This window comes from Fulvimarina manganoxydans (assembly GCF_900176465.1).
GTDB lineage: Bacteria > Pseudomonadota > Alphaproteobacteria > Rhizobiales > Rhizobiaceae > Fulvimarina > Fulvimarina manganoxydans.
Genome location: NZ_FWXR01000007.1, coordinates 177,304 through 183,981, shown reverse-complemented (window position 1 = coordinate 183,981; position 6,678 = coordinate 177,304). Strand labels below are relative to the sequence as shown.

At 59.7% G+C, this 6,678-nt stretch carries 4 protein-coding genes and 1 tRNA gene; 1 reads left to right on the top strand and 4 read right to left on the bottom strand.

What is annotated here, in order from left to right; genetic code table 11:
• Positions 1 to 307 precede the first annotated feature (307 nt).
• Complete coding sequence (gene mgtE, locus B9A15_RS10320) at positions 308 to 1,717, bottom strand: magnesium transporter (protein WP_084409967.1); 1,410 nt, start codon at positions 1,715 to 1,717, stop codon at positions 308 to 310.
• Between the two features lie 260 nt (positions 1,718 to 1,977).
• Positions 1,978 to 2,062, bottom strand: a tRNA-Leu gene (locus B9A15_RS10315).
• 188 nt (positions 2,063 to 2,250) lie between these two features.
• On the opposite strand from B9A15_RS10315, the gene lipB reads away from it, so the two are divergent.
• A complete protein-coding gene (lipB, locus tag B9A15_RS10310) occupies positions 2,251 to 3,012 on the top strand; it encodes a lipoyl(octanoyl) transferase LipB (RefSeq protein ID WP_139798317.1) in 762 nt (253 codons plus the stop codon).
• A 66-nt stretch (positions 3,013 to 3,078) separates the two neighbouring features.
• Here the strand turns inward: lipB and B9A15_RS10305 are convergent, their stop codons facing one another.
• Together B9A15_RS10305 and B9A15_RS10300 are read right to left on the bottom strand one after the other, a co-directional pair.
• On the bottom strand, positions 3,079 to 3,354 hold the full coding sequence (locus tag B9A15_RS10305; protein ID WP_084409966.1) for an acylphosphatase: 276 nt from the start codon (positions 3,352 to 3,354) through the stop codon (positions 3,079 to 3,081).
• 1,217 nt (positions 3,355 to 4,571) lie between these two features.
• Complete coding sequence (locus B9A15_RS10300) at positions 4,572 to 6,515, bottom strand: glycosyltransferase (protein ID WP_210190495.1); 1,944 nt, start codon at positions 6,513 to 6,515, stop codon at positions 4,572 to 4,574.
• Positions 6,516 to 6,678: the final 163 nt, after the last annotated feature.

Here is a 6,678-nt window from a genome sequence, read left to right as displayed (position 1 = left end):
GAAGGGATCGAGCCATGCCACGATCTACCCGTGGGCGATCAGGGTCCCGTCGGTCTCCTTCCCGCACTCACTCTACACTATCCCAAACACACAGGGTCCCGCTGCGGCAGTCGGCGCCGTTATTTCCTGACTGATTGCTTGGGCTTGTGCAATCGCGCCGAGATGGCGAGACGATTATTCATTCATGAACTTGCCCAACCTTCGCGTCATTCGGCATCCGATCAGTCGGGCCGGCGCCGCATTGATGCGCTCGGCGATCGAGCTTGTCGGATAACCGTCTGCGCGAAGTCATTCAGAGTGCTTGGTGTTAGATGCCGAACCACCAAGCGGCAAGGCCAAGAAAGGCGAAAAAGCCAACCACGTCCGTGACCGTCGTCACAAACGTCCCGGAGGCGATGGCGGGATCGGCGCCGAAATTGTCGAGCAGCAGCGGAATGAGAATACCGGCGAGCGCGGCCGCGATCATGTTGACGACCATGGCAAGGGCAATGACCATTCCGAGGCTGGTGCTCTGAAACCAAAGGGCTGCAACCGCGCCAATGATCAGGGCGAAGAGAACCCCGTTCAGAACCCCGACCAGACTTTCGCGTCGGATGATCCGCCCGGCATTGTAGAGATCGATGTCGCGCGAGGCCAAGGCTCGCACAGCGACTGTCATGGTCTGGGTGCCCGCATTGCCACCCATCGACGCGACGATCGGCATGAGGACAGCGAGCGCGACCATCTGCTCGATGGTGGCGTCGAACAGGCCGATCACCAGCGAGGCGAGAATGGCCGTGACCAAGTTGATGAGGAGCCAGGCAAAGCGCGACTTTGCGGCGACGAGCACCGAGTCGGAAATTTCTTCGTCGCCGACGCCGCCCAGTCGCTTGATGTCTTCTTCGGCCTCGGCCTGCACGATGTCGATGACGTCGTCGATGGTCAGGACGCCGACGAGGCGATCGCCGGAATCGACCACCGCAGCCGATAGAAGATCATATTGCTCGATGATCTGCGCCGCCTCTTCCTGGTCCATTTCGGCCGGAATGGCATGACGCGTCTCATGCATCACATCCTCGACCTTCTCGGGCCGTTTGGCCCTGAGAATTCGATCGAGATCGACGGCGCCCAGAAGCTTGAAGGTCGGATCGACGACGAAAATCTGCGCAAAGGATTCCGGCAGATCGTCGTCCTCGCGCATATAGTCGATGGTTTGTCCAACGGTCCAATAGGGCGGAACGGCGACGAATTCGGTCTGCATTCGCCGACCAGCCGATTCTTCCGGATATTCCAGGGACCGACGCAGACGCAGGCGTTCGCGAAAGGGCAGAGCCGCGAGGATTTCCTTGCGGTCCTCTTCTTCCAAATCCTCTAGAATGTAGACCGCATCGTCGGAATCGAGTTCGAGCACCGCTTCCGCGATCTGCTCGTTCGGCATGGCATCGACGATGGAAAGGCGAATCGCTTCATCGACTTCGGTCAGGGCCGTATAGTCGAATTCGCTGCCCATGAGCCGGACGAGGCCCTGACGACGTTCGGGATCGAGCTCTTCTAGGAGATCGCCGAGCTCCGATTCATGAAGCGGCTCGACCGCCGCCTTGACGTCCTTCGGGCGCTCGGCGTCAATGGCCTCGCGCACGTCGTCCAGGAAATCGGAAGCGACGAAGCCGTCCTCGTCATAGATTCCCTGCCGGGCGGGGGCCTCGGCCGCATCGCGCGCGTCAAGGGTGTCAGCCATTCTCTCTCCCAGTCGGTCGACGAATGAGGTCGATGAAAATCGCGGCGAAGCGCCGACGCAGCCTCTAGAGCAGATTTGTCGCGGATGAAAGGTTTGGCGCGTCCGTCCTGAAACGGACCGATTGCACTGCGATCTGATCGACTAGAAAGATCAGTCCACCATCGTCGGCCGAAACGCCAGAGGCGCCAAAACAAGCCCAAAACAATTGGGACATCCCAAGAGCTGAATCTAAGGAGAGGCTGCCGAAAAGCAGGAGAGAATGGTGCGGTCGAGAAGACTCGAACTTCCACGGGTTGCCCCACAGCGACCTCAACGCTGCGCGTCTACCAATTCCGCCACGACCGCACGCCGTGTCCGAAGCGCTGATTTGCTTCGGTGAGCGGGCGTGTAACAAGAGTTTGGCGCGGCCGCAAGTGCCTTCGTCAAAGTGACATGGAAGAATGTGCCCGAGCCGCGCTTGCCGGCCTGCGATAAGCCGATTGCGGCCCCTTACCTCCGCTCGAATTTGGAATTATTTGATGGTCATGGACAGCATGACCCCACCGCATCGGGCCGAGGCTCGGCTTTCGCATCCGCGTCTTCAAACGGCGGCCACGACGTTTTTTGCCAATGCCGGATCGCCACCTGTCGCATGGACGATTTTCGACGGATTGACGTCCTATCCGGATGCCCTGGCGATGATGGAGGCGCGGGTTGCCTTGATAGACAAGGGCGAAGCGCCGGAAACCGTTTATCTCGTCGAGCATCCGCCTCTCTATACGGCCGGCACCAGCGCACGGGCCGAAGATCTCGTCGAGGCTTCCCGCTTTCCCGTATTCGAGGCTGGGCGGGGGGGCGAATATACCTATCACGGCCCCGGACAGCGGGTGGCTTATGTTCTGCTCGATTTGAAGCGGCGCCGGCAAGACATAAGGGCTTTCGTTTCGGCTTTGGAAGCCTGGATCATCGCGACCCTCGGCGAGTTTCACATCGTTGGGGAACGGCGCGAATCCCGCGTCGGCGTCTGGGTGCAACGGCCGGAGCGATCACCGGCGGCCGACGGCTCCTCGGCTGAAGACAAGATCGCGGCAATCGGCATTCGTGTGCGCAAATGGGTGACGTTTCACGGCATCTCGCTGAATGTTGACCCCGATCTCAGTCATTTCGACGGAATCGTTCCGTGCGGGATTCGCGATCACGGTGTGACGAGCCTGACTGATCTCGGCTTTCTGGTCGCGATGCCCGAGGTAGACATTCTCCTGCGCCGCAACTTCGAAGCCATTTTCGGCCCGACCGTTCTTTCGAACGAAGGCTGAAAGCGTGTTGCGTAAATCCGTCCGGTGGCGGTCTGGCGGCAGGACCGCGACGCCCTCATTCCCTTGTCAGCCGGTCGGGCGAATCTCAAAATCGCCGTCGACGAGATCGGTCTCGCCCAGATCCTCCACTTGTTCGACTTTAGCGTGCGACGGCCCCTGTTGAAGCCGCGCCGCCATAGCAGCCACATCGCCCTCGCCTCCGCAAAGAACGGTTTCGACCGAACCATCCAGACGATTTCGGCACCAGCCCGCCAGGCCTGCGTGGCGCGCCTCGTCCTGAAGCCAGGCGCGAAACGATACGCCTTGCACACGCCCACTGACTCTGTATCGTCTTGCGATCATCCTTTCCTGCCCTCTCCGTCCCGTCTCGAACCAAGCAATCTTTGGACCGACGGCATTCCAAAGCTGTCTTCAAAAAGGATGGAGCAAGAGCGCGCGAAATGAAGGCTCTCCAGAGCGCCGCTCAGGCGTCGAGGGAACAGCGAGTACCGGTTTTCGGCCAGCTGGCCCGGCATCAAGACAATCAAGGACGCCTAGCGATGCTGATTGATCGCCTGATGCGCTAAGAGACTGCATATCGGCATCGCGATCACGCCTTTGAAGAACGCGCACGGGTCGCTTGGGCGGCCATGCCTTATCCGACGAAAGCGGGCACGGCGATATGCACATCGGTCGATCGGCCGTGTCAAAGGCATCCCAAAATCAGGCAAACGCGGCCGCGAACCGATCCAATCGTCATCGGTTGAAAGCTTACGAGGACTCTTGTCGCTGAGCCGGCGTGATAGCTCTCGTCGCAGCGAGAGTACGAATGTCAACTCAAATAAAATGGTTTCAAACAAGAACAGAATTTCGTGCTTCGACAGTGGTTTAGTGGATATCACGCTTTTGTGATGGAACGAAAACGCATATGCTGCAGGCTTTTGCGGCCGGGTCTGCCGCGATCTGTTTTCTAAAGCAAATTTCAGCGCTAACGCCTGTCGCCTGGTTCGCTATTGGTGTATGATGGCAACATCGTCGGCAACGAAGCGGACATATCCGCTGATGAGCCAGAGGGGGCGGCCATGCAGGTGTTCGAGGGAGGCAGACTGTTTCGTTCAGGGCAACAAGCATATGCTGCCTCACGCCCGAGCGAAACCGAGTTGCAGGCGCTGATCGGTCGGCTTCGTGAGAACAACGAAGCGCTACGCCGTCTCAATTCGGCGTTGAACGAGAACTCCCTTCTTGCCTGGCCGGATCTATGCATCGGGGCAGCGGGCTGAGCGAAGGATTTATCGCGCAACCGGGTTCGATATGCTGCCAGTGAGCGCTTCTATGCCACGGTTTTCCGTGTCATCGGCGCCTGCGAGAATTGCTTCCTGACCATTCGGCAATAGGCCAATTTTACCGAACACTGCATGTCGTTCCGTTGAAAGGCTGCGTCGCTGGGCGTGCAATCGCTCTGCGCCCAAGGATTCGCTTTAGGCCTCGGAAAATGTGGGCGAGGCTTTGGGGCCGCGTAGATCACGGCGTTCGGGTCGTTCAGCGCCGAAGTCCAAAGCTCCTCTTCTCAGCTGGCGGCGTCAGGTCGCTATGTCAAAGATCGGATCGATCCGATACCGCGGATCGCCGGGGTTGGCGCGCGACTCCAATCCATGCGGCGTTTTCTCCCAGCCATGGGGCCGACAAAACAGCTGAAGAAGCGCGCGCCAGGCCGCGCAGGAGATGAGCAGCCAATAGGCCGGAATTACTAAGACCTTTGACAGAAACGCCCTGCGCTCGTCATTGGATGCGCCGCGCATGGCCAGAGCGAGGAAGCTGACGATGCCTCCCACCATGATCACCGCATCGACCAAGAGGAGATGGTCTTCAAAGACGATCCCATAGCCGTAATGCCCGATCGCGAAGACGGAACGCGAAAGGAGAATGATCACGCCAGGCAGGATCAGCGCCGATGTCATCATGCCATGGAACAACAGCTGGAAAACGAGAAATCGGCATGCACCGAGCTCCCGCCAGAGGCGCAGCGGATCACGCATATGTACTGCATAGGTCTGCAGCCAGCCCTTCAGCCAACGGGTCCTTTGCGGGAAGAATGTCTTGATCGTCTCAGGCGCGTCTTCGACGGTCGGCAAGGTGATCGTTTCGATCGCCCAGCCGCCCCGCGCCAGACGCATGCCGAGATCCGCGTCCTCCGTCACATTGTGAGAATCCCATCCACAAACAGCCCGTAAAGCGCTCGTGCGGAAATGATTGCTGGTGCCGCCGAGCGGTATGGGAAACCCGTGATGGGCGAGCCAGGGAAGAAAAGCGCGAAAGAGCGCGGCATATTCCATCGCGAATAGCGCAGCGATACGCGATCCCTCGAAGTTGCCGACGACAAGGGGAGCCTGCAGACAGCCGAGTTGCGCGGAAGAGACACGAAAGCGGCGATAGGCTTCACGCAATTGATCGGGATGCGGTTTGTCCTCAGCGTCATAGAGGACAAGAAGGTCGCCCTCGGCACGCGGTAGGATAAAGTTCAAAGCCTTGGGCTTCGTTCGCGGCTCCGCTGGCGGAACCTCTACGACGAAGACATGCGACATGTCCGCGGTGAGACGGCGACACAGACGCGGCGTCTCCTCGTCGTCGGCCTCGCAGACCAGAAAGATTTCGAGACGGCTCTTTGGCCAGTTGAGAGCGTCGAGATGGTCGACGAGCTTCGGAACGACGCTGCGCTCGTTTCGAAGCGCGACGACGACCGTATAGATCGGCAGACCGCCCTCGCCCTCCTGACGGTCGACACTATCCGCAGGTGACGAAATCGCCGGGGGCGAATGAAAACCGATCGCCGCGATAAAACGCATGGCGATCCAGCTGCCGAAACCCGCTATCGCGAGCAGATGCAGTCCGAAGAGCGTTTCGTTCCAAAAATGGACGAGGCAGGCGAACAGGACGAAGGCGAGCAGGCTCGCAGCCGCGCCCTGTGCGCCGGTCATCACGATTCGAGCGGAAAGATGCAAGGCGTCAGCGGATAGGCTCAGCCGCGCAGCTTCGAGGAGGCGTGGGCTCTCGCGCTCAATACGATGATGTCGCAAACGCGATGGGGTCGTGACCCGCGCTCGCTTCTTCAGCACAGGATTGGTGGCGACGGAAGCGCGAAGGAGCGACAGATTCTCGATGATCGGCGTCAGAAAGATCTTCGTGGTCAGAAAGCGGTCGCAGGTTCTCATGCCCCACTCGACCGACCCGATTGTCTCATGATCGCCCAAGGACACGATCTGATCAATGTCCGACGGATGGTCGACCCTGAGGCCCAGATAGGCGGCGGCAGCTTGGGCAAAATCCACCTCGCTGCAGAGCCGTGCGGCGATGAATTCGCGTGCGACATCGGTCCCGTTCACTTGCGCCGCGTCGAGTGCGGTCAGAACGTCTTCGCTTGCGATATTCAGATAATCCACGACGAATAAGAGAGCCGCGTCCCGCGGGCCGATTTCGGCGGGATGCGCTGAGGTGGCATGCCAAGGGTCGACCGCGACACCGGCCATGTCGGCAGGCCATTCTGCAGGCTCGACAACGCCCACCGAATACTCCACTCAAGGAGCCGACCTGCTCGAACCGCCACGGCGGGGTGATCGGCAATGCCGGGAGAGCCCGAACGACCTCCCTGGATCGCATCATGCACGCTGAAATGTGGAATCGGTACAAATC

Coding starts and splice junctions, on each gene's coding strand:
- mgtE (WP_084409967.1), bottom strand. CDS start 1,717: ATGGCTGACACCCTTGACGCGCGCGATGCGGCCGAGGCCCCCGCCCGG.
- lipB (WP_139798317.1), top strand. CDS start 2,251: ATGACCCCACCGCATCGGGCCGAGGCTCGGCTTTCGCATCCGCGTCTT.
- B9A15_RS10305 (WP_084409966.1), bottom strand. CDS start 3,354: ATGATCGCAAGACGATACAGAGTCAGTGGGCGTGTGCAAGGCGTATCG.
- B9A15_RS10300 (WP_210190495.1), bottom strand. CDS start 6,515: ATGGCCGGTGTCGCGGTCGACCCTTGGCATGCCACCTCAGCGCATCCC.